We start from the raw sequence: 26,491 nt of genomic DNA on the forward strand, positions 1-26,491 counted from the left end.
CAGCTTCTCCAAATCAATTTGGGGGAAATTTAATTCCAATCCGCTCAAAAGCGGCACGGGCCGCACGATCCGAAGCTTCAGTTTGATCTTTTGTTGCTCCATTTAAAAAATGCCCGGAATGAGGTCGCACCTCCAATCCAAAGTAAGAGCCCGAAAATTCCGAAATATCAGCTTCGCCCGCAGAAATAACTGACTTTCCACCTGACAAGACAGCATGTGATATTTCTACTCCATTTTTTGTATGCGGCGCCAAAGATATATTTCCATCCACCGTAATGACAAATTTTATCCTTCCTTGATTAACAGTAGAACCAAAAGATGGATCATTCGGCGATATTGGTTTCACGCCAGCAGCGTTTGCTATTGCGATCTCGCTTCGAAGCCTTTCCGGAAGTTGATTATCAAAAACGGGCTGTCCCGAATTTGACTGACTCATCACTAGGTTCGGCCCTGTTGGCCTATTGTGTGGTGTCGTCAGCAGGCCCTCGTATCTAGGAACTCCCCCTGCTCCGTATCCACCGCCCGAGCTACTTCGATCCTGGTTTGGTTGAGCAATCTGACTGCCGCCCGTGGTCGGGTCTACGCGTGGCGGCGTCGTCGTATTGCCCGTGTGGGACGGTCCATAGTTCGGCGGCGGGTTGGTGTTGCCCGTATCGGAGGTAGCGGGCCTTTGCGTACCAGAAAACCTGTCGTACGTGCTCCTGACACCTTCAACCATCCCCCGACTCATTACGTCAGCGATCGCCGAGGCGTTGACCGTACGGTCGCTCCAGTCTGGGTGTTCAGCGCGTATCGATTGCACCTTGGCGTCGATGGCCAAAGCCGCTCCGGCCAAGAGCGTAGTGTTGCGACAGAGCGCGAATTCCAAGCAGACGGTAGCTCCTCGAGCCACGGCTTGAGCGAAATTGTTCGCCGCGGCGTTGCCGGCCGCCTGGCTGCCGATGTCAATCTGGCTCGCATTCCCGTCCGCGATGGCCGCAGCCAAGCCTCCGAACATGCTGGCGAAGGCCACCGTTTCGGCCCGCAACCCCTCAGTCAGGACATTGCGGCCATCGTTGTACGCGATAGCGCTGGCTTCGCCCACCACCGCTCCGAGTGCCCCACTGCTACAGCCGTTGCTGGCGCGGGCCGCCCCGACTGCACAGCCAGCAATAGCATGCGCCACGTAGTTGCTGAAGCCGCCGACAGGGAATTCCTTCCCGATCTCGATGGCGCCCTGCGCGGCCACCGTATCAAGGATGGCGGTCTTGAGGCCGTTCTTGAGGCTGTCCTCTAGACTGCCCCCATTGATCGCGGTGCCAATCAACGCACGGGCCGCGCCAGCCTTCAAGTTCTGCCCAAGCTGAGTAAAGAATTCTCGGCTGCCTGCACCCGCCGTCGGCGACCCCGTCGGATTGAGGTCGAGCCCACCGAGTACGCCCCCCGTAATAATGGCCGTCAACAGGCTCTTCACGTTGGCGCTGCTGCCAAGGTCATTCAGGGCCTTGCCGATATCGCCTTGGTTATTGACCACGGCCACCGCAGTCTGACTGGCCAACGCGGTCAAACCCGCCGTGACCGCGCCGCTCACCACGGTCGCCGTGGTTCCGGTTGCGCCCACGCCTGATGCAACGGCCCCCCCGACCCCCGAGGCCGCCCCTGCCGTGAAGTACGCAACGACGAGGGTCACCACCGCCGCGCCCTCTGGAGTCAGCCCCTGCTTGTCGTAGTTCCAGTTCTTGTGGACTTCATCGACCTTCTGCCAATCGACTTTGCCGCTGAGCTTCGGGTCATTGGCCAACTGATCCACCCAGCCCATGCCCGGCTGCTTGGACAGTTCTTCAATACTGTCTCGAGCCCCCAGGCCGACCTGTATATGGTTCGCCGCGACGGACAGGCTCCCCGCATTGATCTGGTTGTAGTTCGTTGTCTGGTTGGTGCTGCCGTTGTCCCGGTTGACTTGGTACACCAAATCGCGGCCCTGACTGGTCGTGCGCGTGGTCGCTTCAGTCGTCTGCGTACCCAGAAGCAACGTGTCCGCACTCAGGCTGACCTTGCCCGGCGTGTTGATCGTCGTTCCCGCGATCGCCAGCGTATCGGCAGCAGTGATGTTGACGTTCGCGCCATTGAGGGTTGTACGGGTCAATGTCGAGACGTCCACCTCAGTGGAGGTCGTCTCCTGGGCTTTGATCCCCTTGCCAACATCCTTGAGGATCGCTGCGCTGCCAAAGTCGTACCAAGCGCTCTTGTTGGCTGTAGTTCCAATCGTCGTATATAGGTTGGTGGCCGCTTGAATGACCACGTTGCCGCCTTTGATTGCGACGTCCTTGGCCGCATCCACCCGCACCCCCTGCAGGAAAACACCGTTGTCTCCCTGCAGCAGGATGCCCCCGTTGCTGCTCGCGATGCTGCTGGACGCTGCGGTGTCGGAGGTAACCTTGCTGCCTGTTGCAGTTGCCCTTCCGGAAGGCATCACAAGGCCCATGGAGGCACCCAGTGCGCTGATCCCTCTTTTCTGTTGATTCAGCTGGAAACTGGCGCTCGAGGTGTTTCGTCCTTCGACAATCGTGAGATTGCCTTTCGCCACCACGGCAACGCCGTCCTTTCCGCTGATGCTGGATCCGACGATGTTGATATCGTTCTTCGCGCCAACAGAGACCAGTCCGCCAGAGAACTTGCTTTCCACGCTCGTCATCGCATCGAAGCTGCTGAAAAGGTTGTTGGTCGTGCGACCGAAGACTTTCTTTTCGGTCCATCGCGCGGAGTAGCTGCCGGCAATCCTGGCCTCGCCCGCCTCGATGTTGATGTCACGATCCGCATGCACGCTCAGCAGGCCCTGGCCCGCATCCACAACGGCCTGTCGCGCATTGATGTCACGCCCAGCCTTCAGCACCGTCGTGCCGTTCGTGGAGATGGTGCTTCCGATCTCCGCTGAGCCGGCCATCGCCATCGACGTTCTCGCACTGGAGCCGGTCATCACCCGCCTCTCGGTCACCGTCCCGAGGTTGATGTCCTGCTTCGCCGTGATGGAGGTGTAGCCGCCAGCAACCTGATTGGAGATCATCCCGCCGATCAAATTCACGTCGCGGCCCGCGCTGGCAACCAGCGCGCCACCCGGGTTTTTTACATAGAGGCCGGCGATGCGGTCAGCGTATCTGTTGATTCCGTCGGCCCGGGCTGTGCTGCGGATGTTGATATCGCGCCCAGCTTCGATCTTCAAACTATCGCGAGCATCGATGGTCCCACCGACGTTGTTGAGGTCGGTCCTGGCATTCAAGCCGACGCTGCCACCACTGATGCGTCCGCCCGGGTTCTCGACATTGTCCTTGTCTATCCTGACCAGCGTGCGCCCAGCGATGGTGCCTGTGTTGACCAGATCGCCATCGCCCTTGATGACGGTGGCGTCGGCACTCAGCAGTGCACCAGAGCCGTCGATGTCTCCGGGTCGCACGCGCACGTACAGCTGCGGCGCCAGTACTTGCCGGGTGACTCCCTCGGGCAGCGTCACCGTCTTCTCGACCAGCCAGACGATGTCGCTGGTGAGCTGCGCCATCTGGACTTCCGACAGGCCGATGCCCGGCCGCAAGCCGTGCTGCCGCGCGAAGGTGGCCCCGTTATTCATCAGCGCCGTGTACTGCTCCTCGTCGTTGTAGTGGCCACCCAGGTAGCGATAGCCGGTGAGCTGCGCGACCTGCTCGCGAATGAGCTTCTGCTCGTAGAAGCCGTCGCCCAGGCGCTTGAGCGTGTTACCGGGGTCTTGGCCGAGGTTGTTCAGCAGGTAGTCGCTGCTGAGCCAGTTCCGGTAGCCGGCGAAGCGCGGGTCGGCCTCGACGAGATAGCCGCGCGGCCCGCCATTCAGATTGAAAAGACTGGCTTGGGGAATATCGATGCGGGGCGAACTGGTGCGCACCACCATGGGTACGGTCTGGCCGACACCCACCTTGGCGTTGCTTGCTTGGGTGATGGCGGCATCGACCGAGCGCCCTCCGGCATTCACGACGCCACCGACGTTGGCCGGCACCTCGACGATTGTCGCCACAGGGCTCGGGCCGCTCGCACCGCCGGAGCCTTTGCCCGCGTCGTATCCCTTGGTGGCGTTGAAGTTGCCTGTTTTCTCGTAGGCGCCCACATCCCTGCTCACTCTCGACAGGGGTTCGATGACATCCGGCGCCTGCCGGGTGGCGCGCCAATTCACGATGAAGCTGGTCTGCTTGGTGAGCTCCCCCTGTAGCGCCTCGTTCCTGATGCCGGGCGCGTCCAGCACAGCGCCGGCGGTGATCCGGCTGTCGCGGTTCAGCCCGTTGCCAGTGAGGGTCATGTCCCTGCCGGCGACGATGGCGGCCGGGTCGGCGTCGATGGCAGTGTCGGTCGTCGTGAGAACGGTTTTGTCCCAAACTCCCCAGACATGGCCATTGGCTGGCCTCCAGCTTCCATCGGGGTTGCGCAGCAAGAGGTCGGCCTCGCCCGCGGTGTAGACAACATCCTCCGGCTTGAAGTGGCCGATGCCTTCCACGCCGATGGTTCTGGAGAACACCTTGGTCGTCGTCTTCGGCCCGAGCTTGATGCGCGTGTCCAGGTTGTCGATGCGCCCCATCGAGACACTCATGTCGCCCAGCGACTCGATGCGCGCGCTCAGGTTTTCCAGGGCACTGCCGCTGGTCGCGGCTTCGCGGTTGCCGTCGAGCCCGCCGCCGATGTTCAGTGCCTTCGCGCCTGTTCCAGCGCTGAAGATCAGCGCGTGCTCGCGGTTGCGGACGATGTCGGCACCGATGTTCAGCGACTCGCGTGCCGCGATGGTCGCGGCCTTGGTGATGCCATTGACGGTTTCAGCAGAGTTGTCGAGCGTGCCCACCGCAGCGGACACCGCGTTGCCGTAGATGCGGCCCGTGCCGATGTTGTGCAGCGTGCCCGCGTCGATTTGTGTCGCGCCCTGGCTGTCTATCAAGCCTCGATTGGTCAGTGTCGTCGCCGCCTTCACTGCGGTGTCCCTGCCCGACATCTCGGCGTCCGCCGCGTTTTCGATGACGCTTGCATCGACCGTGAGCTTGCGCCCTGCCGACAACTTCGTGTTGTTGGTGAACTTGCCGGCGGTGCTGAAGTTCAGGTTTCCATCGACGTCCATCTTCGTGTTGTTCGTGACGTCCTGTACGAGCGCAACGTTCAGGTCGTTGGCGGAGGTAATCCGGCCGTCGCCGCTGAAGGACTTCGCGTCGATGAACACGCCGCCGACACCACTGCGCATCTTGCCGTCCGCACCGGGCGCAGCAGGTATCCCGGCCTTGAGCACGCCATCGGTGTTGGTGATGGCCAGGCCCCTGGCCGCGGAGTTGCCCGCGTTCCGATCCTTGACGTCAAGCGCCTCCACGGCGGCGATCCGCCCCGAGATGTTGTTCAGTTCCGCCCCGCCAAGAACCGTGACGTTCCTTGCTTCGATGCCTTGCTCGTCGCCTGAGGTGTTGGCATTGACGACGCTGCCGGCACGGAGCCGGGCCGCTCCGTTCGCGCGGATCAATCCGCCGGTGTTGTCGATCGCTCCATTGCCGGCATCGAGGTCCAGGCTGCCCACGGCCAGCGTCTTGCCGCCGGCGTTGGTGAACGCCTGGGTTTCGGCAATCAACGCTCCCTTCGAATCGATGGAACCGGCGGTGTTCTTGACTTCGCCCGTCTTCAGGATGAGCGTGCCGCCGCTCGTGATGCCTCCGGCCAAATCCGCCGGTGGAGTCCGGTAGCCGGACGCGTTGGTGTTGACGAGGACCCGGCCGTTGGTGTCGATGCGCAGCGACTCGCCCGACTGGATCAAGCCCGAGTCGTTGTTCAAGGCGCCGGATCGCAGCACGAGCGCTCCCGATGCGGCGATGGTGCCCTTGGCGCCGTTGTCGAGGTCCCCGCCGCGTGTATCGACCGACAGCGAGCGTCCCAAGATCTTGCCGGCGCGATTGCTCAATGAACCGGCCTCGATGCTGATCTGCCTGGCTTCAGTACGGCCGTTGTCTTGCTCGAAGCCGTTCTTCAGGTCGATGGCGAGAGCGCCGTTGCCGGCGATGCGGCCGCTGGCTCCACTGAAGCTGCCACCCGCGATGCGCAAGGTGCCGGTGCGCGCATGCTCACCCGCATGCTCGACCACGCCGCCGGCATTTCCCAGCCTGGCAGCACTCAGCGTCAGGTCGCGGCCGTTGCTGGCAATGCGCCCGCCATCGTTGTTCAGCATGCCGGAGACGGCCAGCGTGGTGGCATCGGCACCGGTCTGCACGATCTCGCCGCCGCGGGTGTTGGCGATGTTCGATGCCCGCAGATTCAGCCGGCCGGCATTGAGTACGCCGGCGTCGTTGAGCAAGGCCTGGTCCGCCTGGGCGTTGGCAGTGATGCGCAATGCGCCCGGCGTCACCACCTTCGCCTTGTCGCTGGTTTTCACGTTGCCCTGCGTCGCAGTCACCGAGATGTTCGCCGCGCCGGTCTGGCTTCCCGAGAGGTCGACGCTCGCGCCTCGCAGCGTTGCGTCGCCTACAGCCAGGTTCACGCCATTTGCAACCAGCGAACCCGAGGCGGCGACGCTCAGTTCACCTGCAAGGCCCGGCTTGCCGTCGCCCTGAACGCCGGCACCGAGCACGCTGCCGCCGCTTGACGCCAGGCTGCCAGCCGTGATCGCGGTGTTGCCGCCGGCGGTGATGCCGCCGTCATTGACAAGCGCACCAGCGACAGCGAGTCTGATGTCGTTGCCCGCGCGGATCGCCCCGCTGTTGCGCAGCACGCCCGCGTCGAGCGACAGCCCTTCATTTGCAACCAGCGTACCGGCGCTGTTGTCGACGGCCTTCGCCACATTGGCAGTCAGTCGACCAACCGCCGTGATGATCCCGCGCGTGTTGTCGGCCCGGCCGCCGGCGGCGAGGCTCGCATCGCCGGCGCTGGTGAGCGTGCCGCCCACGTTGATCAGGTCGCCGCTGGTGGAGATCTGCAGGCTGCCCGCATTGAGCTTGCCGCCTGTGTTGTCGAACTGGCCGACGTTCGCGCTGAAGCTTCGGCTGACGTCGAGCGTGCCACCCGCGTTGCTGAACCTGGCACCGGTCACGGCAATGGTCGCCACGCTGAGAGTGCCTCCCGTGTTGTCGATCTGCGGCGTCTTGAGCGCGATCGGGCCGCCGGCGTAGATGCGGCCGCCGTCGTTCCGGACCGTGCCTGCGGCGGTGATGGCGCCAGGTGCCCCGGCGAGGGCGGAAGACGCACCGCTCTCACCCGCTGCCGGCGCAAAAGGCTCCGCGCCGATCACGCCCCCATTCGTATTGCTGAGCACCGGCGAATCAATCGTGAGACCGGCCATGCTCGTCTGCCGGATGGTGCCGCCGCGGTTGTCGATGTCCGCGCCGCTGGTGAGCTGAACCCGCGCGCCTTCGAGCGTCCCGGTGTTTTCCAGTCGCCCCTGCGCCGTCACGACAAGGCCGCCCGCACCCGCGCCGACGTTGCCCGCGTTGCGCACACCAAGTCCCGTCTCGGTGCCGATGAGCGTGATCTTCCGGGCATACATGCCGCCCAGCGCGGCAACGTCGAGCGCAAAGGCAGGCGCGGGCCCGTTGCCCGCGATGGGCGCAGCGCTGCCGTGATCGGCGCTGACCTGGTTGGCGCCCGCGACCACCTGGAGCTCGTTCGCCCAGATGCCCGCATTGACCTGCACGGCCCGCGCAAGGATCGCCGCATAGTCCGTCTTGCCGGCGTCGAGCCCGGCGCCTTCGACGCTCACCATGCCATCGCGAACGAGAAACCCGTCGAGCCCGCCCAGCGCATTGAGCTGCGGCACGCCGGTGGTCAGGGTCGCGCGCGATGCGTTGATGAAGCCGCCGCCATCCACGGAGATGCCCGCCGGATTGGCGATGATCACCTCCGCGCGCTGCCCGCCCACCTCGACATGGCCACGCAACTGCGTCGGGTTGCCGCCATTGATCTCGTTGAGGATGACGCGCGCCGGACCTCTCGCGAGCCACGGGTTGCCCTGGACGAAGCCACCGAGCTGCGTCTGCACGTTCACCCGGCTGTTGTTCAGGATGGCGCCGTTGCGCATCACGTCGAACTGGTTGTAGACGTTGCGGCTCACGCCCGCGGCCGATGGCGTCTGGATGTTGACCAGCGGCACGCCGTTGGGCGCGACGAGCACGGTAGGCCGAAGATGCCCGGGGACGTTGGGCGCCCCGACGATCTGTGCCCGAACGGCGCCTGCGAGCAACAGGCCGAAGAGCGCGACTGCGGCCACGGTGCCTTTGGAGGCACCCTTGCCGATGCTTGTGGCCGTTTCCTGAACCACCATGCGCATGCCGCGCGCGGCGTTGAAGATGATCCGGTGAAGATGCCTGTTCATTTTTCTCTCTCCCTGGTGGCTCGGCAATTCGGCCTCTGAATGAAGCCGGCAATGACCGCCGCGACGCGGTCACTCCGGCTCCCTGCTCACGATCTCAAGCGCAGCGGAATTTCGCGACGCCCATGTACCGCGCGCCGGAAGGAAGGGTGGCCGAATAGCCCACGGCAACCGCATAGGCACCGCTGCCGTGATCGCCCAGCGTGATGCCGGCGCCCGCACCCGCACTCAGGAAGCTGCCGGTCACGGATGTGCTGGATGGCGACTTGACCTTGGTATCGAAATTCACCGAGCCGACGGCGTCGCCGACCGTCACCTTCACCGCACCCTTGACGCCAGCGCCTTCGCTGCCGAATGCCAGCGTCGAAGATCCGCTGGCCGCGCCGCTGTTGGCCGCGGCGCCGCTGCCGCCGCCCACATAGGTGGGATTGGTGAAGACGCCCGCATCGCAGGTGGGGCTTCCGCTCTCAGGCAGGGTCTTCAGCTCGTTCAGTGCAAGGTAGTGATACGCACGGTTGTCGTCGCCAGTGAGGGTTTCCGCGCCCGAACTGCGCGTGACGGTGCCGGCGGTCCAACGACCGATCGCGAAGTTCGCGTCGCCGTTGATTTCCTTCGTCGCGCTCGACCCCGTCAGCGTGTTGTCGTTCAGGCGCGTCATCGCGCCGCTGGCCGCCTGCTCGCTTTGCGACAGCACACCGAACGACTGCGCACCCACACCCAGCAGCAGGTAGCGCGCCCGCTCGCCGCGAGCGAACGGTGCCGAGACCGAGCCGGAGTCGGCTGCTGCGGGCGCTGCTGCAGCCGCTTCTGCGGTCGCCGACGGAGCAACGGCTGGAATGGCGCCCATCGGCATGCCGCCGCCTCCACCGCCGCTGCCTCCACCGCAAGCGTGAAGCAGGCCAAGTGACAGCAATGAGAACGAAAAGAGAATCTTGTTTTTCATGGGATCTTGTGTGATGTGATTGCGATTGATTGGGTGATGCGATGTGGCTTTTTCTCTGTTGCGCCTTCCTCCTCAAAAGCTGAAGTTGAGGTTGAACCCCGTCGTGACCCCGGCCGTGCGGTAGCCCTCGGGCTTGCTGATCGGAGCGCCGATGAAGATGTCGTAGTTCAGCCCCTGCCATGCACCACGCACGCCGATCACGCCGCCCCCCAGGTGATTTCCGAGCAGCCATGCGACCGACCTCCCGGCCACGCGGCCGTAGTCGATGCCCACGTAGAGCTCGGCTCCGCCCTGGCCCATGGCCCAACCGACGTCGTTGCGCAGCAGCCAACCCCGCTCGCCGAGCAGGCTGGTCTCGCCGTCGAAGCCGCGCACGGTGTAGCGCCCGCCGATGCCGAAGCGTTCTTGCGGCGTGAGCTGGGTCTGGTTCCACTGCGCTCGCCACTGGCCGGCATAGCGCAGCTTCTGCTCGCCGAGCTTGAAAGGCAGGTTGAGGCTCACGTCTGCCGTCATGAGCCGGAAGCGGCTGGTGCCCTCGTCGAAGGCCTCTTCGGGTGCCCGCCTGGCACCGAAGGCGCCGGTGCCCTGGCGCAAGGCGAAGGTGCCGTCCAGCGTGGCTTCGCCGATGAACTCCTTGTGGCTCAGGCTGGCCTCCCAACCGCCGACCACGCGGTGCTGGTTCTCGATCTGGGTGTCGTCGATGAAGCTGCGCGACTCGCGGCGAAAGGCGCGGATCGCAACGGTGGTCTTGCGTCGCTGGTCGCGGTAGACCAGGCGCGATAGCCTCACTTCGGCGTTGTCGGCCTTGCCTGCATAGATGTAGTCCTGGTTCAGGCCGGCCACGGTTTGCCGGTAGTGGCTGTTCGAAGCAGTGAAGCCGAGTTGCCAGTAGCCCCAGGGCAGCGAGTAATGAGCGGTCTGGCCCTCCGTGCCGCGTCGCGGGTTGCCCAGGACGTGCCCGTCCACGCTGTGGTTGGCACTGACGTAAAAAAGATCATTGAGGTCGAAGAGGTTGTCGGCCGAGACCGTGGCGCCTGCCTGGTATCTGCCGGTGGCTTCGGTGCCGCTGTCGTCCAGGCTCAGGGTGCCTCGCAGCATGCGGGCCTGCGTGTACTTGACGACGAGGTCGCTGTCGCCCGGCCGGGCGTCGGGCGCGGTCGAAGACTCGATCTGGATATCGGCTTCGGCGGTGGGTGTGCGCTTGAGGTTCTCCAGGCCCTGCTCGATGTCACGCAGGTTGAGCAGGTCGCCGGGACGCGCAGGAATCGCGCCTTCGAGCAGCAGACGGTTGCCGCCGAAGCGAGTGCTCGAATCCGCAGTGGCACGGACGGCGGCGATGCGTCCGGGAACCAGTGTGAAGGTCAGCAGCCCGGTGGACAGATCCTGCGGCGCCGCCAGCACACGGGTGGTGACGAAGCCCCTGGCGATGATCGCTTGCTGGAGCCGCGCCATGACGGTGTTGACGCCCTGCGTGCCCAGGCAGCGGCCAAACGGGCTGTCGTTTGTATCCGGGCCCGCGGCGGCATCCAGCGCCCACTGGAAGTCCGCGGAACGCTCACCAGACAGGGCGAGACGTTCGACGCGAAAGCAAGGCGACTCTGACTCGGCCAGCCGGCCCGAATCTTTTTGCGTCGATTGTCGAAGATGGCTGTCGACCGACTTCTCCTGCTGCTCCCGCAGGGCTCGCTCACGCTCCTGCTGGCGCAGTTGCTCTACGAAGGGATGGGGTGCCGAAGGGTTGGCTTGAGCCAGAGCGCCCGACGCAGCACCCTGCCACAGGCAAGCGACAGAAACTGCGCGCAGTGATGGCGGCGTGAGAAAGCGTGATCGAAGGAGCATGACAACCCGGACGAATGCAACGAGGAATACGTTGCGGGGCGCGGATTGTCATGTCGCATTTGGCTGCACATTTGTGGCCAAAAGTGACTTGCAGAATTCCTGGAGATTTCCTGGAGATTTCCTGGAGATTTCGTTAGATATGCAACACCGTTGCGCTGCTCACCGGCATTGGAATTAACAGAATTCGACCATTTGTTATCAGCGCGCGATGGTCGGGCGTTGGCGGCACTTCAGTTGCCGGGGCTCAGCCCATCGGCATAAAGCACCCCACGCGGCGCACGGCACAACCCCCAGAAACGCAGGCCGCTGAGTTCGGCCATGCGCACGCCCATCGAGGTCGGCGCGGAGATGGTCGCCATCGCGGCGATGCCCAGGCGCGCGCATTTGCGCACGAGTTCGTGGCTGCCGCGGCTGGACATCAGCACGAAGCCCGGCTCCTCGAGCCGCCCCGCCAGCGCGAGCTTGCCGAGCAGCTTGTCGAGCGCGTTGTGGCGCCCGACGTCTTCCATCAGGTCGGTGAGCTCGCCGTCGACCGTCGCCCAAGCTGCAGCATGGATTGCGCCGGCTTCTGCGTTGAGCGCCTGGCGCGGCGGCATGGCGGCGAAGGCGCGAAGCACTGTCGCCAGGTCGATGCGTTCGATCCAGTCGCGTGGCGGCACACGCTGCGGCGTGAGGTCGAGCCCCGCGAAGCTCTCGACGCCGCACACGCCGCAGCCGGTGCGGCCCGCGAGGCTGCGGCGGCGGTCTTTCAGGCGCTCGAAGCTGCGTGTGGAGATCTCCAGTTGCACTTCGATGCCGGGCATGCCCTGGGGCAATCCGGCATCGGAGGCATCGATCGTCCGCACGTCGATGCCCCGGCAATCGGCTGCAGCGTCGAGGATTCCTTCGCTCAGCGCGAAGCCGAGCGCGAAGGCTTCGAGGTCTTGCGGCGTGGCCATCATCACCGCGTGCGAGACGCCGTTGAACACCAGCGCCACCGGCACCTCGGACGCCAGCGTGTCGTCGCGCACCACGCCTTCGGGCGCGAGGCCGCGCTCGCCGAAGACATGCACGGCGTGCCGCGCAAGTGGCGGCAGGGAATCGGGTTCGGGGATGGGGTCGTCTTGCATGGCCGCGGCCATTGTCCGCTCAGCCGGGGTTTTCGTCAGCCGGCAGGGCGTCGACCCGTGCGCGCCCGGCGTCGGTGAGGTGCGCGACCCAGCGGTCGTCCAGCTGCACCACGCGCACCCAGCCGGGGCCGCGCACGCCGCCGATGGCGGCATCGCCCATCAGCGTGAGCTGGCGCATGACCACGCTCGCGCCCTGCCCCAGCCGCTTGCCCAGGCGCGGCAGCGACATGCCGCCCTCGCCCGGCGCTTCGGCAAGGGCGCGCAGGATGGCGATGGAGAAGGAATCGGCGTCGAAGGAAGCGGCGGTCATGCCGCCACGGTATCAGCGTCTGACGGGGCCGGGGCAGGCGCCGCATGCAGCGACAGCACCACGGGAATGGACTTGGAGGTCGGCGTGCCCGCGTTCTCGGCCACCGACGACAGCGGCACCAGCGGATTGGTCTCGGGGTAGTAGGCCGCGAGGTTGCCGCGAGGGATGTCGTAGGCCACGAGCCTGAAGCGGTCGGCGCGGCGCTCCTGGCCGTCGCTCCACACGGTCTGGATGTCGACCCAGTCGCCGTCCTTCATGCCCAGCTGGCGGATGTCTTCCTTGTTGATGAAGACCACGCGGCGCTGGCCGAACACGCCGCGGTAGCGGTCGTCCATGCCGTAGATGGTGGTGTTGTACTGGTCGTGCGAGCGCGTGGTGAGCAGCGTGAAGACGATGGTGTCGCCCTTCTTCGCGAAGCGCGCGCGGGCGCGGTGCGAATGGGTGTCCAGCGGCACCGCGTGCGTGAAGAAAACAGCTTTCTTCGACGCGGTGTTCCACACCCGCTCGCTCGCGGTGTTGCGCAGGCGGAAGCCGCCGGGGTGCGCCACGCGCGTGTTGAAGTCCTTGAAGTCGTCGAACACGGCTTCGATCTTGTCGCGGATGCGCGCGTAGTCTTCCACCAGCCAGAGCCACGGCGTCCTGCTGCGCGCGCCGATGGTCGCGGCCGCGAGCCGCGCCACGATGGCCGGCTCGGACAGCAGGTGCTCGGACGCAGGCGGGTTGATGCCCATCGAGATGTGCACCATGCTCATGGAGTCTTCCACCGTCACGCCCTGGGGGCCGCTGGCCTGCATGTCGATCTCGGTGCGGCCCAGGCACGGAAGAATGATCGCCTCGCGCCCGTGGATCACGTGGCTGCGGTTGAGCTTGGTGGTCACGTGCACCGTCAAGTCGCACTGCTGCAGGCCCTTCCAGGTCTGGTAGGTGTCGGGCGTGGCGGCCGCGAAGTTGCCGCCGAGCGCGAAGAACACCTTGCCCTTGCCGTCGAGCATGAGCCGGATGGCCTCGACCGTGTCGACGCCGTTCTGGCGCGGCGGCTCGAAGCCGAACACCTGCTGCAGCCGGTCGAGCAGCGCGGCCGGCGGCTTTTCCCAGATGCCCATGGTTCGGTCGCCCTGCACGTTGCTGTGCCCGCGCACCGGGCAGGCGCCCGCGCCCTCACGGCCCACGTGGCCGCAGAGCATGAGCCAGTTGCCGATCATCTGGATGGTGGCCACCGAATGCTGGTGCTGCGTGATGCCCATGCCCCAGCACGCGATGACGCGCCTGGCGCCCAGGTACACGTCGGCGGCAGCGCGGATCTGCGCCTCGCTCAGGCCCGACTCGCGCACTAGGATGTCCCACGACTCGGCGCGCAGGTCGGCCGCCAGCGACTCGAAACCGACGGTGTGGGCGGCGATGAATTCATGGTCGAGCACCGAGGGCTCGCCGCGCGCCACGGCCGCGTCCTCGCGCTCGATGACGTGCTTCATCATTCCCTTGATGGCGGCGAAGTCGCCGCCCACGCGCAGCTGGAAGTAGTGCGTGCTGATGGGCGTGGAGCCCATGGTCGCCATCTCGAGCTTGTCCTGCGGATCGGCAAAGCGCTCCAGGCCGCGCTCGCGCAGCGGGTTGAAGCTCACGATGCGCGCGCCGCGCCTGGAAGCCGCGCGCAGCTCGCCCAGCATGCGCGGATGGTTGGTGCCGGGGTTCTGGCCGAAGATGAAGATCGCGTCGGCCTTCTCGAAGTCGTCGAGGGTGACCGTGCCCTTGCCCACGCCGAGCTGCGGGCGCATGCCGCTGCCGCTGGGCTCGTGGCACATGTTCGAGCAATCGGGGAAATTGTTGGTGCCGTATTCGCGCACGAACAGCTGGTACAGGAAGGCGGCCTCGTTGCTCGCGCGGCCCGATGTGTAGAAGATGGCCTGGTTCGGGTCGGGCAGCGCGTTCAGGTGCTGCGCGATGCGCGCGAAGGCGTCGTCCCATTCGATGGGCACGTACTTGTCGCTGCCCGCGTCGTAGGCCATGGGGTGCGTGAGGCGCCCCTGGTCCTCGAGCCAGAAGTCGCTCTGCTCGGCCAGTTCGGCCACGGTGTGCTTCGCGAACAGTTCGGGGCCGGCACGGCGCGCGGTGGCTTCGGCGGCCACGGCCTTGACGCCGTTCTCGCAGAACTCGAAGGTGGAGGCGTGGTTGCGGTCGGGCCAGGCGCAGCCGGGGCAGTCGAAGCCGTCGGGCTGGTTGGCCGACAGCAGCGTCTTCGCACCCTTGATGGGAATGTCCTGCCGCAGCAGTGCATTCGTGACGCTGCGCAAAGCGCCCCAGCCGCCGGCGGGGCCCTTGTAAAACTCGATCTTCTGCTCGCTCATGCCGGGAGTGTTCGCGCGCGGGGGCCTGCCGTCAAATTGGATCGGCACATGCGGCGATTCAAAATGGAAATGAAGCGAGGCCTCAGGCGCCGCGCGCGTCCTGCATCAGCAACCCGCGCAGCTTGCTGCGCAGCGGCGTCTCTTCAACAACCTGCGCGCCTGCGATGTCATGCAGCGCAAACTCGCGGCTTTCGGCGTTGTGCAGATCGATCTCGCGCACCACCTGGCCGTCCCTGTAGACGAAGGCCACGTCGGCCAGCGCGAGCACGTCCTCGATGTCGTGCGTGATCATCAGCACCGGAATGCCCCACTGCTTGCGCACCTGGGCCAGCTCGTTGCGCAGTTCGCTGCGCAGCATGGGGTTGAGCGCGGCGAAGGGCTCGTCGAGCAGCAGCACCTGCGGCTCGCAGGCCAGTGCGCGCGCCAGCGCCACGCGCTGCTGCTGGCCGCCCGAGAGGTTGCGCGGGCGGCTGTCTGCCAGCGCCGCGAGGCCGAAGCTCTCCAGCAGCGCCTGCACGCGCTCGGCATCCTTTGCGGACGGCCTGCGGCGGTGCCACGCGGTCAGGCCGAAGCCGACGTTCTGGCGCACCGTGAGGTGCGGGAACAGCGCGTAGTCCTGGAACAGGTAGCCGATGCGGCGTTCCGGCGCGGGCACGTCGATGCCCCGGGTCGCGTCGTACAGCGTGCGGCCGTCGAGCCGCACATGGCCGGCCGACGGCTGCAGAAGCCCCGCGATGGCCTGCAGCGTGAGCGACTTGCCCGCGCCCGACGGGCCGTAGAGCGCGGCAAAGGGCACGTCGGTCTGAAAGCGCACGGCCAGGTCGAAGCGGCGTGCCCCGTCCTGCACCGAGAGCTTCATATCGACGTCGATCATGGCTTGCCGAAACCGTAGCGCGTGAGCACTTCCTGCGCGGCGGGCGTCGACAGGAACGCGATGAAGTCGCCGGCCAGCGGCTTCTGCCTGCTGTCGGCCACCACGGCGATCGGGTATGTCACCGGTGTATGGCCGGTGGGCGTGAAGGCGATCCTGACCTTGTCGCCGGCCACGGCCGCGTCGGTGCGGTAGACGAAGCCGGCCTCGACCTCGCCGCGGCTCACGTAGTCGAGCACCTGGCGCACGCTGTCGGCCTGCACGAACTTGGGCTCGAGCGTGGTCCACAGGTTGGCGCCGTCGAGCACCTGCTTGGTGTAGCGGCCGACCGGCACGGTCGCGACCTTGCCCACGGCGATCTTCTTGACGCTGGCGCCGCCCAGGTCCTGCAGGGTCTTCACGCCCACGGCGCCCGTGGCGGGCTCGATCAGCACCAGGCTGTTGGTGACGAAGTCCTTTCGCGTGGCGGCGTCGATGGCCTTCTGCTCGACGCCGCGGTTCATCGTTTCCTGGTCGGCGCTGGCAAATACGTCCACCGGCGCGCCCTGCCCGATCTGCTGCAGCAGCACGCCCGAGGCCGCGAAGTTGAAGCGCACGGTGGCGCCCGGCTTGGCGGCCTCGAACTTGGGGCCGATTTCCTTGAATGCGTCGGTCAGGCTGGCGGCGGCGGACACGGTGATCTGCTGCGCGCCCGCAACCAGCGGCAAGGCGAGCGCAAGAACCAACGACAGAAGGCGAAACGGACGCATGGACAACTCCAGATGGTTGAAACGAAATCAGCGAAGAGAAAAGAAGCGGTTCGACAGCACCAGCACGGTGATAGACAGCAGCGAAGTCACGATGACCAGCAGCAGCGCGAGATCGTCATGCCCCGCCTGCACCGCGTCGTAGATGGCCATGGACAGCGTCTGGGTCTGCTTGGGAATGGAGCCGGCCACCATCAGCGAGGCACCGAACTCGCCCATGGCGCGCGCGAAGGCCAGCAGCGTGCCGGCCAGGATGCCGGGCCACGCCAGCGGCAGCGTGACGCGCAGGAACACGGAGAACGGCGATTGCCGCAGCGTGCTGGCCGCCGCCTCGAGCGAGCGGTCCACCCCGGCGAACGCGGCGCTGGCCGACTTGAGCACCAGCGGCAGCGCCACCACGGCGGACGCCACCACGGCACCGTGCCAGCTGAAGATGATGGTGTAGTCGAGGTGCTCGCGCAGCCACGCGCCCAGCGGGCTGCGGCGCCCGGCCGCCACCAGGATGGCGTAGCCGATGACGGTGGGCGGCAGCACCAGCGGCAGCATGAACACGGCCTCGAGCACGCTGCTGCCGAAGAACTTCTTGCGGGCGAAGATCCAGCCCAGCGCCACGCCGGCGACAAGCGCCAGCACGGTGGCCACGGCGGCGACCTTGAGCGACAGCACCAGCGGGAACCAGTCGGTCGAGGCGATGAGTGAATTCGTCGTGTTCATTGGAATACGGCGGCGATTGTTACACGCGCAGCCCCGAGGTTGTCATGGGGGTGCGCAAACCGATGAGTCTTCATATACTGGTGGATATAGCGTTGGACACCCTGGAACCCATGCGCCCATCCGCCCACGACACCGTTGTCCGTTCGATCTCAGGCAGGCCGGAGCTTCGCCACGTGACGCAGGTGCAGGAGTGGCGCATCGAGCGTGCCATGGACGCCGCGGGCTTCGTGCTGTCCATCACCGCGCCCGACGGCGAGAGCCAGTCTTTCCTGGTGGCCGAGGCCGACGCCAACGACATCGGCGAAGTATTGCGCCGCAATGCAGCGCATGCTGCGCCCTGATCAGCCGATCCTGTCGCCGGATCGCGTGCCCGGCAGCTGATCGGGCCCGGCCCCGAACCAGCCGGCGCGCTCGAGGGTTTCGGCCTTCATGGCGCGAGCAGACGCGTCAGCGCGCGAATGTCGGCCGATGCGGCAAGGCGCGCCGCGTTCTCGATGGCCCGGTAGTGCTTGACGATTTCCTCGCCCACCGGCGTCAGCGCGGTGCCGCCGCCGCGCGAGCCGCCGGCGGCGGTGTTCACGGCCGGCGAGACCAGCGCCTTGTTCATTTCGTCGATCAGCATCCAGGCGCGGCGGTACGACATGCCGAGCAAGCGGGCCGCCGCGGAAATCGATCCCGTCTCGGCCACGGCCTCGAGCACCGCGATCTTGCCGGGGCCGATGGCAATGGCGTCGTCCCGGTAGATGCGCAGGCGGAACTGGACTTTGGATTTCATGTTGGCGCGAAGCGTAAACCAATGCGGAGCGCCATTGTCTGCCCGGTGCGAGCCGCCCAAGCGCGGCGGCGTCGCCCGGACAGCCGCGGTCAGTTGAAGAACTTGGCCGCGCTCACCAGCGTCTTGTAGACGCCCCAGGCCAGCGGAATGCCCACCGCCACCCAGGCCAGCGCCACCACCAGCGGGCTCACCGTGTCGGCACGGCCAGAGCCGCTGCCGACTTCGGCCGCGGAGGCCTTCTCGTGCGCCAGCTTCTTCTCGACCGCCAGTTCGGCGTCGGTCATGAAGTGCTTGTCGGCCACCGGGCGCACCAGCAGGTTGGCGATGAAGCCGATCACCAGCATGCCCACCAGGATGTACATGGTCTGGTTGTAGACCTGCTCGCGCGGCAGGCCCAGGCCCAGCTGGTATTCGCGCATGTAGTTCACCACCACCGGGCCGAGGATGCCCGCGGTGGCCCACGCGGTAAGCAGGCGGCCATGGATGGCGCCCACGAACTGCGTGCCGAACAGGTCGGCCAGGTAGGCCGGCACGGTGGCGAAGCCGCCGCCGTACATCGACACGATCACGCAGCATGCGCCCACGAACAGCAGCTTGCTGCCCGCGCCGGCCGACGAGGGAATGCTCGCGTACAAGACGGCGCCGAGCACGAAGAACACCGTGTAGGTGAGCTTGCGGCCCAGCTTGTCCGACAGGCTCGCCCACACGAAGCGCCCACCGATGTTGAACAGCGACAGCAGCGCCGTGAAGCCGCCCGCCACCACCGCTATGGCCGCCAGCTGGGTCTTGTCGAGCTGGCCGTACTTGGCCGGCAGGTCGATCAGCGCGCCGCCGAACACTTCCTGCAGCATCGGAGAAGCCATGCCGATCACGCCGATGCCGGCGCTCACGTTCATGCACAGCACCAGCCACACGAGCCAGAACTGCGGAATGCCCCAGACCTTCTTCACGTGCACGTGGCGCTGCGTGATCATGGTGTTGCTGGTCTGCGCCGGGGGCGGCGTCCAGCCTTCGGGCTTCCAGCCCGAGGGCGGCACGCGGTAGCCCAGCGCGCCGGCCATCATGAAGACGAAGTAGCCGATGGCCATGACCACGAAGGTCTGCATCACGCCCACGTCGGTGGTGGTGGAGAAGCGCTTCATCAGGTCGACCGCCAGCGGCGAGCCGATCATCGCGCCGCCGCCGAAGCCCATGATGGCCATGCCGGTCGCCATGCCGCGGCGGTCGGGGAACCACTTGATCAGCGTGCTCACCGGAGAGATGTAGCCCAGGCCCAGCCCGATGCCGCCGATCACGCCCGAGCCGAGGATCATCAGCCAGAACTGGTGCAGGTGGATGCCCAGTGCCGACAGCAGCATGCCGCCGCACCAGCACAGCGCAGACACCACGCCGGCCTTGCGCGGACCCGCGCGTTCGAGCCAGCCGCCCCACAGGGCCGCGGAACAGCCGAGGAAGACGAAGAACAGCGTATACATCCAGCCGAGCGTGGCCACACGCCAGTCGCAGTTGGTGGCGAACAGCTCCGCGAAGAAGCTCATGTCCTTGGCGCAGGCCTGTGCGCCGGTGCCGGCAGTGCCCAGCGCCTTCGACAGCGGCAGCCAGAACACCGAGAAGCCGTAGGCCATGCCGATGCAAAGGTGGATGGCCAGTGCGGCCGGGGGTACCAGCCAGCGGTTGAAACCGGGGCCCGCGATGATGCGTTCTTTTTCCAGGAAGCCGGGTTGCCGTTGCGATCCGCCTCCACCGATGCGCTCTCCTTCAAGAACGCCTGCAGATGAGCCTGCCATGTTTCTCCTTGTTCGCCTGATGTGTAATTTGTTGCCGAATGTTGGCCGCGGAGTGTGAGTGAGCGCTTCATGCGCCGTCAAATTCGATCAGCGCATGCCCCGATTCAATTTTTGAATGAGCGACGCTAGGCGCCGAGCGTGCCGCTGTGCTGCTGCACCTGTGCCTGCCACTCGGGCGTTTGCAGGAAAGCCCGTGCGGCGTCGAGCGCGCGCGAACTTCGCACGCCGTCCTGCGTCATGAAGCCGATGGGCGTGCGCACCTCGGGCGACACCAGCGGAAGCGCTTCCAGCTCGCGATGGCTGCGCACCGCCGCCACCATCGCGCCCGGCAGCACGCTGCTGACCGTGCCGACGCTCACCGCCAGCGCGAGCGTCAGCACCGAGTTGGTCTCGATGGCCGGCGCCACCGGCATACCGGCCTCGCGCAGCGCCTGGTCGATGATGGCGCGGTTGTGCATGTCGGGCGTGAGCAGGCACAGCGGCAGCTTGCCGGCCTCGGCCCACGGCATGGGCTTGCCGATGCGCAGATGGTCGGCCGACGCCATCTTCGCGCGCCGCAGCAGGAAGTAGTGTTCGATGCTCTGCGGCCAGGCCTTGAGCTTGATGCCCGGCAGGTGCATGCGCTCGGTGTAGCCGAGCGCGAGGTCGACCGACAGGCTCTCGAGCCCGGTCTCCAGTTCCTGCGAACTCATCGACAGCACCGCGGGCACGATGCCCGGATGCCGCTGCTGCAGCATGGCCGCAAAGCGCGACAGCATGGGAATGGCCGTGGGCACGGCCGCCATGCTCAGCCGGCCATGCGGGTCGCCCTCCGTGCTGCGCAGCTCCTGCACCAGCACGTCGTTCTCGCGCAGCATGCGCTGCGCGGTGGCCAGCACGCGCTCGCCTTCGTGCGTGAGGCCCACGTACACCCGGGCCCGCTTGACGATGACGACGCCGAACTCGCTTTCCAGCGCGCGCAGCGCGTTGGACAGAGCCGGCTGGGTGATGTGGCAGGCCTGCGCGGCGCGGCCGAAGTGCTTGTGCTCGCTGAGCGCAACCAGATAGCGCATCGAGGCGAGCAGGTTCATGCCTAGGTGTTCTTGCTGATCGAGATGGTGGGGAACTTGGAGGAAAAGTCCTTCGCCTTCTCGGCGATGCCCACGGCCACGCGGCGCGCCACGGCCTTGTAGATGCCCGCCACATCGCCTTCGGGGTCGGACACCACCGTAGGCGCGCCGCTGTCGGCCTGCAGGCGGATCTTGATGTCCAGCGGCAGCGCGCCGAGGTATTCCATCTGGTATTCGGCCGCCATCTTCCTGCCGCCGTCGGCGCCGAAGATGTGTTCGGCATGGCCGCAGTTCGAGCAGATGTGCACTGCCATGTTCTCGACGATGCCCAGGATCGGCACGCCCACCTTCTCGAACATCTTGATGCCCTTCCTGGCGTCGAGCAGCGCGATGTCCTGCGGCGTGGTGACGATCACCGCGCCCGTCATCGGCACCCGCTGGCTCAGCGTGAGCTGGATGTCGCCGGTGCCCGGCGGCATGTCGACGATCAGGTAGTCCAGGTCTTTCCAGTTGGTCTGGCGCAGCAGCTGCTCCAGCGCCTGCGTGGCCATGGGGCCGCGCCAGATCATGGCTTGGTCCTGGTCGACCAGGAAGCCGATCGACATGACCTGCACGCCGTGCCGCTCCATGGGTTCCATGGTCTTGCCGTCGGCGCTGTCGGGGCGGCCTTCGATGCCCATCATCATGGGCTGGCTCGGGCCGTAGATGTCGGCGTCGAGCAGGCCCACCGTGGCGCCTTCGGAGGCCAGCGCCAGCGCCAGGTTGGCGGCCGTGGTGCTCTTGCCCACGCCGCCCTTGCCCGAGGCCACCGCGATGATGTTCTTGACGTTGGGCATCAGCTGCACGCCGCGCTGCACCGCGTGGCTGATGACCTTGGTGACGATGTTGACCGACACGTTCTCCACGCCCGGCACCGTCTTGGCGGCCGCCACCAGCGCCTTGCGGATGGCCGCGTGCTGGCTTTTGGCGGGGTAGCCGAGCTCGATGTCAAAGGACACGTCGCCCTCCGAGACCTGGAGGTTTCTGAGCGACCGGCTCGCCACGAATTCCTTGCCGGTGTTAGGGTCCGCGACGGCCTTGAGCGCGTCCGTCAGCCCTTCTGGGGTGAGTGCCATTGATCAAACTCCTGAATGGCCGGTAGTCTAGTGCGCTCTCCGGGCCTTCATCGAACAGCTCCTCAATAACCAAAAAATGCCAGAGACAAGCCCCGTCACCGGCCTCCTGCTCACCGGGGGCGGCGCCCGGGCCGCCTACCAGGTGGGCGTGCTGGAGGCCATCGCCGAGATCCGGCGTGCCGCCGGCCCCGCTGCCGGCGCCGGCAGTCCCTTCCAGGTCATCACCGGCACCTCCGCCGGGGCCATCAACGCTGCCGCGCTGGCCTGCGGCGCCGACAGCTTCGACCACGTGGTGGCGCACATCGCCGAAGTCTGGAGCCAGTTCCGCGCCGAGCAGGTGTACAAGGCCGACTCGCTTTCCGTCATCGGCAGCGGCGCGCGCTGGCGCATGCTGCTCGGGCTCGGGCGCTTCGCGGCCAACTGGATGCGCGTGAAGCCCAGGTCGCTGCTGGACAACTCGCCGCTGGCAGAGCTGCTGCAGCGCCTTGTGCAGCTCGACCGCCTGCCGCAGCTCATGAAAGACGGCCACGTGCAGGCGCTGGCGGTGACGGCCTCGAGCTACAGCTCGGGCGAGCACGTCACCTTCTTCGAGGCGGCCGTGCCCATGGAACCCTGGGTGCGCTCGCAGCGGATCTCGGTGCGCGACCGCATCACCCATGCGCACCTGCTGGCTTCATCGGCCATTCCGTTCGTGTTCCCGGCCACCGCGCTGCCGATGCAGCAGGACCACATCGAGTACTTCGGCGACGGCTCGATGCGCCAGTCGGCACCGATTGCAGCGGCCATCCACCTGGGCGCGCAGCGCATCGTGGTGATAGGCGCCGGGCGCATGCACGAGCCGCGCGAAGCGCCTGGCCCCAACACCCACACCGGCTATCCGACGATGGCGCAGATCGCGGGCCATGCGCTGTCGAGCATCTTCCTGGATGCGCTGGCGGTCGACATCGAGCGGCTGCACCGCGTCAACCACACGCTGAGCCTCATTCCCGAGGCAGCGCGGGCGGCGAGCGGGCTGCGTCCGCTCGACCTGCTGGTGATCTCGCCGTCGGAGCGCCTCGACGTGATCGCGGCGCGCCATGTCGACGCCCTGCCCGGCGCGGTGCGATACCTGCTGGGCGGCTCGAAGGTGGCGGCCGACGTGAAGGGCGGCGCGCTTGCGAGCTACCTGCTGTTCGAGTCGGCCTACACGCGCGAGCTGATGGCGCTGGGCCGCGCCGACGCAATGAGCCAGCGCGACGAGGTGCTGCGGTTCTTCGGCTGGGGCAGCCCCGCAAGCGCGGCCTAGATGTGCAGCGCGGCGAGCACGCCCACCGCGAAACCCGCGGCGGCCACGCCGAACATCGCACGCTCCAGCCATTTCTTCCTTGTGAGCAGCGCAATGGCGGCCAGCGCGATCGACACCTGAAGGACGGTGGTTGCCTGCGCCCAGCGGTGGTGCTGGTGCATCTGCTCCTCCGACTGGGCGTCCCAGCGGCTCGCCTCTTCTTCAAGCTTCTTCGCGGCCGCCTGGATCTCGGTCTTCTCCTGCTCGTAGCGGCTCACCTTGACCTGCCAGCCCTGGCGCTTGTCGTCCGTCGCGGTGTCGCGCGCGAACTCGGCCAGCGCCTGCTTGGTGCTCTTCGACTGGAAGTAATTCCACTGGTTGGACGCCTCGGTCTTCTTGATCGCGGCATTGTTCTTGTAGAGCCCGGCGTTGGCCTGCGTGGCGCCGCCCATGTACGAGAAGATCGCGCCGAAGGTGGCGATCACCGCGGTGCACATCGCGATCTTGCTGGTCATGCTCATGCCGCCGGCCTCTTGGCCGTGGCCGCCGCCCGAGGCGGCGTGTTCGAGTTCGTGATCGTGCGGGCCGTGCACGTGAAAGCCGTGTCCTGACATGGGATCCTTGTTGAAGCGATGCTGGGGTGGGGGCGCGCGAGTATGCACGCCCGCCGATGACAGTTGCCTCAACGCGCCGGGGCACGCTTGCGCCTACCGGTGCTCCCGCAGCAGCCACTTGCCTGCACGGCCTGGGCGTCGGTCACCGTCATGAACAGGTCGACGGCAGGCTGCAGGAAGCGCCAGAAGTGCGCAACCCTCAACGCACAGGCTGCGCCGGCAGCATCGAGCGCAGCAGCATCAGCACCGCACACACGATGGGCGCCAGCGCCAGCAGCCGTCCGGGCTCGAAGGCCAGCCCGGCCACCGCGCCGACGAGGCAGCCGAACTTAATCCACGCCGGCACCGCCTCCCAGCCGCGCCGGTGCGCCGCCGCGAAGCCGATGAGCGCGACCCAGCCGAACAGGCCGCCGAAGACCGACAGCACCCAGCTCAGCAGGTAGAAGGCCGAATCCGCATCGCGGAAAGCGAGCGCGGTGCCCAGGCCGCGCCAGGTGTGCCACCAGCCGTCGAACAGAAGGAAGCCGGTGGCCGATGCGGCCCACCAGAAGAACGCATAGAGGCTTGCGATGCCGGCCAGTGCCGCGAGCCAGCCGAGCAGGCGCCGGCTGATGTCGTCGAAAGGCATGTAATCGCGCCATGCGGCGATCTGTCCGTGGTCCATGTCCGGTGCTCCATTGAAGAGTTGGCAATGGGCACGAAGTTAGGCAGCGGATGCGCGGGCTGCGTGAAGCCCGTGTGAAGTACCGGAATCAGTCCGTTGCGGAAATCCCCAGCTCGGAGCACACGCGCCCGAGCAGCGCCTTGAGCGACGCCACCTCGGTTTCGAGCCGCGCCACGTTGGCCTTGAGCGCCGCGACCTCGCCCAGCGACACGTCGTGCGGCGCATGGGCGGCGTCGGACGATGCGCTCCCCGGTCCGGCGACTTCTTCCGCCGGCGTGCCGCTCAACAGGTGCGCCCAGCGGCTTTCCCGCGCACCGGGCAGCCGCGCCAGCTTGACGACCAGCGCACCGGCCGGGCGTTCCGCCAGTTCGTTGAGGAAGCCCTCGACCGACGAGATGTCGGCAAAGTTGTGCATGCGGTCGCAGGCGATGCGCAGCTCGCCCGCCGTCTGCGGGCCGCGCAGCATCAGCACGGTCAGCAGGATGACCGACTGCGACGGAATGCGCAGCACGCGGTCGATGTTGTGCTCGTAGCGGTAGGCGCGCCCGCCGCTGGTTTCGGCGACGAGGCTGTAGCCCTTCAGGCTGTCGATGGCGGCCTGCACCTGCGACTCGGTGAGCTCGAGCACCGGGTTTCGGCTGGTCTTCTGGTTGCAGCCCGACACCAGCGAGTTGAGCGTGAGCGGGTAGCTGTCGGGCACGGTGCGCTGCTTCTCGGCCAGCACGCCTAGGACACGGGTTTCGAGGAGGGACAGGACGGGCAACGGATTGGACATGGCTCGACGGAAATTCTCGGAAATGAAAACGCAAGGCACGGCACGGGGCGCGACCGCGTCGCAAGCCCCATGCGGCGAAACTCAGCCGCCGTTGATGCGGGCGACGAGCGCCTTCGTGAACGCCTCGGTGCCCGCCGTGCCGCCCAGGTCGCCGGTGCGCACCTTGTCGATGTTCAGCGTCTCGTCGATGGCCGTGCGCAGGCGCGTGGCCAGTTCGGGCAGCCTGACGTGGTCGAGCATGAGCGCGGCGGCCAGCAGCAGCGCGGTCGGGTTGGCGATGCCCTTGCCGGCGATGTCGGGCGCGGAGCCGTGCACCGCCTCGAAGATCGCGGCGTCGGCGCCGATGTTGGCGCCGGGCGCCATGCCCAGGCCGCCGACCAGGCCCGCCACCAGGTCGGACAGGATGTCGCCGAACAGGTTGGTCGTGACCAGCATGTCGAACTGCCAGGGGTTCAGCACCAGCTTCATGGCGCAGGCGTCGATGATGACCGTGTCGAGCTCGAACCTGCCCTTGTACTTCTTCTCGTACAGGTCCAGGCCGGTCTCCAGGAAGATGCCCGTGAGCGCCTTCATGATGTTGGCCTTGTGCACGATCGTGACCTTCTTGCGGCCAGTGGCCACGGCCGTCTCGAAGGCGTATTCCAGCAGGCGGCGGCTGCCCTGGCGGGTGTTGATGCCGGTGGCCATGGCCACGGCGTGCGGGTCGCCGTCGATCGGTACGTAGTGCTCGTGGTCGATGTACAGGCCTTCGAGGTTCTCGCGCACGACCACCAGGTCGATCTTGTCGAAGCGGCCGCCCGGAATGATGGTGCGCGCGGGGCGCAGGTTGGCGTACAGCTGGAACTCCTCGCGCAGCCGCACGTTCGACGAGCGGTAGCCGCCGCCCGATGGCGTTTCCAGCGGCCCCTTCAGCGCGAGGCGGGTGCGGCGGATGCTGTCCAGCGTGGCCAGCGGCAGCGGGTCGCCGGCGGCCACCACGCCGCCCAGGCCGGCGATCTGGCGGTCCCATTCGAAGGGCGCGCCCAGCGCATCGAGCGCGGCCAGCGTGGCGTCGACGATTTCGGGGCCGATGCCGTCGCCGGGGATCAGGGTTGCGGGAATGGAGGTGGTCATGGGTTGGGCGCTCAGGTCGGTTGACGAGGAATTTGCGGAGACCGGCTTCCCTGCATCGGGTGTGGCGGAGGTCGCGCGCACTCGCCGGGCGGTCTACGCCGGGATCATCCCACGGTGCGCCCGCACCGTGGGGCCAAA

General features: G+C 66.6%; 19 protein-coding genes. 2 read left to right on the top strand and 17 right to left on the bottom strand.

Going from position 1 to position 26,491, the window contains the following annotated elements:
- Positions 1-13: 13 nt before the first annotated feature.
- The 9 genes from WIX39_RS25075 to modB all read right to left on the bottom strand — a co-directional run bounded on the left by WIX39_RS25075 (position 14) and on the right by modB (position 17,197).
- A complete protein-coding gene (locus WIX39_RS25075) occupies positions 14-8,323 on the bottom strand; it encodes a DUF637 domain-containing protein (RefSeq protein ID WP_409196122.1) in 8,310 nt (2,769 codons plus the stop codon).
- 94 nt (positions 8,324-8,417) lie between these two features.
- Complete coding sequence (locus WIX39_RS25080) at positions 8,418-9,263, bottom strand: hypothetical protein (RefSeq protein WP_409196123.1); 846 nt, start codon at positions 9,261-9,263, stop codon at positions 8,418-8,420.
- A 72-nt stretch (positions 9,264-9,335) separates the two neighbouring features.
- Positions 9,336-11,102, bottom strand: a complete 1,767-nt coding sequence (locus WIX39_RS25085; RefSeq protein WP_106937075.1) for a ShlB/FhaC/HecB family hemolysin secretion/activation protein — start codon at positions 11,100-11,102, stop codon at positions 9,336-9,338.
- A 230-nt stretch (positions 11,103-11,332) separates the two neighbouring features.
- A complete protein-coding gene (fdhD, locus tag WIX39_RS25090) occupies positions 11,333-12,211 on the bottom strand; it encodes a formate dehydrogenase accessory sulfurtransferase FdhD (protein ID WP_106937706.1) in 879 nt (292 codons plus the stop codon).
- Between the two features lie 19 nt (positions 12,212-12,230).
- On the bottom strand, positions 12,231-12,521 hold the full coding sequence (locus tag WIX39_RS25095; protein ID WP_081265957.1) for a hypothetical protein: 291 nt from the start codon (positions 12,519-12,521) through the stop codon (positions 12,231-12,233).
- A complete protein-coding gene (locus tag WIX39_RS25100) occupies positions 12,518-14,866 on the bottom strand; it encodes an FdhF/YdeP family oxidoreductase (protein ID WP_106937074.1) in 2,349 nt (782 codons plus the stop codon). The genes WIX39_RS25095 and WIX39_RS25100 overlap by 4 nt, the downstream gene beginning before the upstream one ends.
- A gap of 82 nt (positions 14,867-14,948) precedes the next feature.
- Positions 14,949-15,740, bottom strand: a complete 792-nt coding sequence (locus WIX39_RS25105; RefSeq protein WP_106937073.1) for an ABC transporter ATP-binding protein — start codon at positions 15,738-15,740, stop codon at positions 14,949-14,951.
- Positions 15,737-16,486 carry a molybdate ABC transporter substrate-binding protein gene (modA, locus tag WIX39_RS25110; RefSeq protein WP_106937072.1) on the bottom strand — a complete coding sequence of 250 codons (750 nt, stop codon included), beginning with the start codon at positions 16,484-16,486 and terminating at the stop codon, positions 15,737-15,739. The genes WIX39_RS25105 and modA overlap by 4 nt, the downstream gene beginning before the upstream one ends.
- A 27-nt stretch (positions 16,487-16,513) precedes the next feature.
- Positions 16,514-17,197 carry a molybdate ABC transporter permease subunit gene (modB, locus tag WIX39_RS25115; protein ID WP_081265963.1) on the bottom strand — a complete coding sequence of 228 codons (684 nt, stop codon included), beginning with the start codon at positions 17,195-17,197 and terminating at the stop codon, positions 16,514-16,516.
- Positions 17,198-17,307: 110 nt separating this feature from the next.
- Here modB and WIX39_RS25120 point away from each other — a divergent pair, with 110 nt between their 5' ends.
- Complete coding sequence (locus WIX39_RS25120; RefSeq protein WP_106937705.1) at positions 17,308-17,538, top strand: hypothetical protein; 231 nt, start codon at positions 17,308-17,310, stop codon at positions 17,536-17,538.
- 86 nt (positions 17,539-17,624) lie between these two features.
- Here WIX39_RS25120 and WIX39_RS25125 read toward each other — a convergent pair whose 3' ends face one another.
- The 4 genes from WIX39_RS25125 to apbC all read right to left on the bottom strand — a co-directional run bounded on the left by WIX39_RS25125 (position 17,625) and on the right by apbC (position 21,923).
- Positions 17,625-17,972, bottom strand: coding sequence for a winged helix-turn-helix domain-containing protein (locus tag WIX39_RS25125; RefSeq protein WP_081265964.1), 348 nt, complete (start codon positions 17,970-17,972; stop codon positions 17,625-17,627).
- An 89-nt stretch (positions 17,973-18,061) separates the two neighbouring features.
- Positions 18,062-19,759, bottom strand: a complete 1,698-nt coding sequence (locus tag WIX39_RS25130) for an OFA family MFS transporter (protein WP_081265965.1) — start codon at positions 19,757-19,759, stop codon at positions 18,062-18,064.
- 125 nt (positions 19,760-19,884) lie between these two features.
- Positions 19,885-20,829 (bottom strand): LysR substrate-binding domain-containing protein, encoded by a 945-nt coding sequence (locus WIX39_RS25135; RefSeq protein ID WP_409196124.1) that lies wholly within the window; start codon positions 20,827-20,829, stop codon positions 19,885-19,887.
- A 2-nt stretch (positions 20,830-20,831) separates the two neighbouring features.
- Positions 20,832-21,923 (bottom strand): iron-sulfur cluster carrier protein ApbC, encoded by a 1,092-nt coding sequence (gene apbC, locus WIX39_RS25140; protein ID WP_106937070.1) that lies wholly within the window; start codon positions 21,921-21,923, stop codon positions 20,832-20,834.
- Between the two features lie 76 nt (positions 21,924-21,999).
- Here apbC and WIX39_RS25145 point away from each other — a divergent pair, with 76 nt between their 5' ends.
- The gene (locus tag WIX39_RS25145) at positions 22,000-23,208 is read left to right on the top strand and encodes a patatin-like phospholipase family protein (RefSeq protein ID WP_409196125.1); all 1,209 of its coding nucleotides are present in this window, start codon (positions 22,000-22,002) and stop codon (positions 23,206-23,208) included.
- Here WIX39_RS25145 and WIX39_RS25150 read toward each other — a convergent pair.
- The 4 genes from WIX39_RS25150 to WIX39_RS25165 all read right to left on the bottom strand — a co-directional run bounded on the left by WIX39_RS25150 (position 23,205) and on the right by WIX39_RS25165 (position 26,353).
- Positions 23,205-23,801, bottom strand: a complete 597-nt coding sequence (locus WIX39_RS25150; RefSeq protein WP_106937068.1) for a DUF4337 domain-containing protein — start codon at positions 23,799-23,801, stop codon at positions 23,205-23,207. The genes WIX39_RS25145 and WIX39_RS25150 overlap by 4 nt on opposite strands.
- Before the next feature lie 199 nt (positions 23,802-24,000).
- A complete protein-coding gene (locus WIX39_RS25155; RefSeq protein ID WP_409196126.1) occupies positions 24,001-24,465 on the bottom strand; it encodes a hypothetical protein in 465 nt (154 codons plus the stop codon).
- 88 nt (positions 24,466-24,553) lie between these two features.
- Positions 24,554-25,240: a YceH family protein gene (locus WIX39_RS25160; protein ID WP_081265976.1), complete on the bottom strand. Its 687-nt coding sequence runs from the start codon at positions 25,238-25,240 to the stop codon at positions 24,554-24,556.
- An 81-nt stretch (positions 25,241-25,321) separates the two neighbouring features.
- Positions 25,322-26,353 carry an isocitrate/isopropylmalate dehydrogenase family protein gene (locus WIX39_RS25165; protein WP_409196127.1) on the bottom strand — a complete coding sequence of 344 codons (1,032 nt, stop codon included), beginning with the start codon at positions 26,351-26,353 and terminating at the stop codon, positions 25,322-25,324.
- Positions 26,354-26,491 lie beyond the last annotated feature (138 nt).

It is taken from the genome of Variovorax sp. AB1(2024), assembly GCF_037482385.2.
Lineage (GTDB): Bacteria > Pseudomonadota > Gammaproteobacteria > Burkholderiales > Burkholderiaceae_C > Variovorax.